This window comes from Microbacterium sp. Bi128 (genome assembly GCF_918698205.1).
This window is the reverse complement of record NZ_CAKKMM010000863.1, coordinates 1-2,173: the sequence shown is the minus strand read 5'-3', so window position 1 is coordinate 2,173 and position 2,173 is coordinate 1. Positions and strand designations below refer to the sequence as shown.

The 2,173-nt window shown below is 70.5% G+C and carries 3 protein-coding genes; 2 read left to right on the top strand and 1 reads right to left on the bottom strand.

What is annotated here, in order from left to right:
• Together LQV45_RS27330 and LQV45_RS27325 are read left to right on the top strand one after the other, a co-directional pair.
• Nucleotides 1-1,364, top strand: a 1,364-nt coding sequence (locus LQV45_RS27330) for a primary-amine oxidase (protein WP_230009942.1), incomplete at its 5' end; no start/stop codon positions are given.
• A gap of 4 nt (nucleotides 1,365-1,368) precedes the next feature.
• Nucleotides 1,369-1,860: a hypothetical protein gene (locus LQV45_RS27325; protein ID WP_230009941.1), complete on the top strand. Its 492-nt coding sequence runs from the start codon at nucleotides 1,369-1,371 to the stop codon at nucleotides 1,858-1,860.
• 16 nt (nucleotides 1,861-1,876) lie between these two features.
• Here LQV45_RS27325 and LQV45_RS27320 read toward each other — a convergent pair.
• On the bottom strand, nucleotides 1,877-2,173 hold a 297-nt coding region (locus tag LQV45_RS27320), incomplete at its 5' end, for an ROK family protein (RefSeq protein ID WP_230009940.1).

Below are 2,173 nucleotides of genomic sequence, written 5' to 3'. Positions count from 1 at the left end.
CGCACGGCAACTTCGACGACCCCGAGCTGCAGGGGCCGCCGCTGGAGGGCCTGAAGCCCATCGTGATCACCCAGCCGGAGGGGTCGAGCTTCACCGTCGACGGCGAACACGTCACGTGGGGCGAGTGGGATCTGCGCATCGGCTTCGACACCCGCGAGGGTCTGATCCTGCGCCAGCTGTCGTTCGCCGGACGCCCGGTGATGTACCGCGGATCGATCAGCGAGATGGTGGTGCCCTACGCCGACCCCGCCCCGAACCGCTTCTGGCAGAACTACTTCGACACCGGCGAGTACCTGTTCGGCCGCTACACGAACGAGCTCGAGCTCGGATGCGACTGCGTCGGCGACATCACCTACGTCGACGCCGTGCTCTCGGACGAGAACGGGATGCCGCGGACCATCCGCAACGCGGTCTGCATGCACGAGGAGGACTTCGGCTCCCTCTGGAAGCACAGCGACATCTTCACCGGCTCCAGCGAGGTCCGCCGCGCCCGCCGCCTGGTCATCTCGTTCTTCACCACCGTGGGCAACTACGACTACGGCTTCTACTGGTACCTCTACCTCGACGGCACGATCGAGTGCGAAGCCAAGCTCACCGGCATCCTGTTCACCTCCGCCTACCCGGGCGAGGGCTACCCGTTCGCCTCGGAGGTCGCTCCGGGACTGGGCGCCCCCTACCACCAGCACCTCTTCTCGGCGCGACTGGACATGACCGTCGACGGCGTCGCGAACGTCGTCAACGAGATCGACGCGGTGCGCGTGCCGATGTCGCCGACCAACCCGGCCGGCAACGCCTTCACCAAGAAGGTCACGCCGATCACGTCCGAGAAGGTGTCGGGCCGGGTCGCCGACGGCGCGGTGAACCGCGTGTGGCAGATCGCCTCGACCGAGAAGACCACCGAGCGCGGCCAGGCGACGTCGTACGTGCTCTTCCCGACCGAGACGCCCGTGCTCTTGGCCGACGAGGAGTCCTCGATCGCCGCGCGCGCCGCCTTCGCGACGAAGAACCTCTTCGTCACCAAGTACGACCCCGCCGAGCGGTACGCCGCGGGCGACTTCGTCAACCAGCACCCCGGTGGGGCCGGCATCCCCGACTTCATCTCCGGCGACGAACCGCTCGTGGGCGAAGACCTCGTGCTGTGGCACACGTTCGGCCTGACGCACTTCCCGCGCAACGAGGACTGGCCGGTGATGCCGATGGACTACGCCAAGTTCACGCTGAAGCCGTACAACTTCTTCGAGCGCAACCCGGTGCTCAACGTGCCGGCACCGGAAAGCGCGCACTGCTCGCCGGCGGCACACGCCACCGGTCACGGCGACGAGGGGCACTCGGCGCACGGACACGACGGCGCGCACCACTGCTGACCCGATGAGCGAGATCCTCCACCTGTGGGCGGTCGCCCCCGCCGCGATCGGAACGTGCTGTCTGGCCGCCGATCGCGCGCGGGTGCGGCCGCCCGAGGTCGTCGCCTCGGTGCTGATGCTGATCGCGATGCTCGACGCGGGGCTGTTCGGGCTCGTCGCCCCGATCTGGTGGACGGCGGTGCTGCTGGGCGCCGCGCTGAGCCTCGCGATCTGGCGGTCGCCGCGCCGCCGCCGCTCCCCGATCCCGCCGGCGATGACCGTGCACACGGCCCTGGGCCTCATCGCGATGGCAGCGCTTCCGCTGGCGATGACGACGCACGGGACCGGGTCAGGGCACGGGCACGGGATCGGCCTCGGTCCTGTCCTGCTCGCGGGAGCGGTGGGCTATGCGGTGCTGTCGGCGGTTCTGGTCCGCCGCATGAGCGCGCGCCTCGACCGACTCCAGCTGAGCGCCATGGGATCCTCGGTGCTTCTCATGGCCGTCGCCGTCCTGTGAGCGGGACGGCGCGCTCTCACGCGCGCAGCGCGAGGGCCGCCGCCCCGAGCAGCGGGCCGTCCCCGTCCAATCCCGACGGGACGATGCGACACCGTCGCGCGTACGCGTGGAGGGATGCCGCCGCGGCCGCCGCGCGGACGAGATCGATGTAATCGTCGGCCACGTGGGAGAACCCGCCCGCGATCGCGACGGCCTCCAGGTCGCACAGCGTCGCCGCCGCGGCGATCGCCTGCCCCACGGCCACAGCGGAACGGCGCACGGCCGCGATCGCGACCTCGTCGCCCGCGCGGTACGAGGCCGCGAGGTCCAGGCC

Excerpts from the sequence above, each read along its gene's own strand:
- LQV45_RS27325 (WP_230009941.1), top strand. The coding sequence starts at position 1,369 with ATGAGCGAGATCCTCCACCTGTGGGCGGTCGCCCCCGCCGCGATCGGA.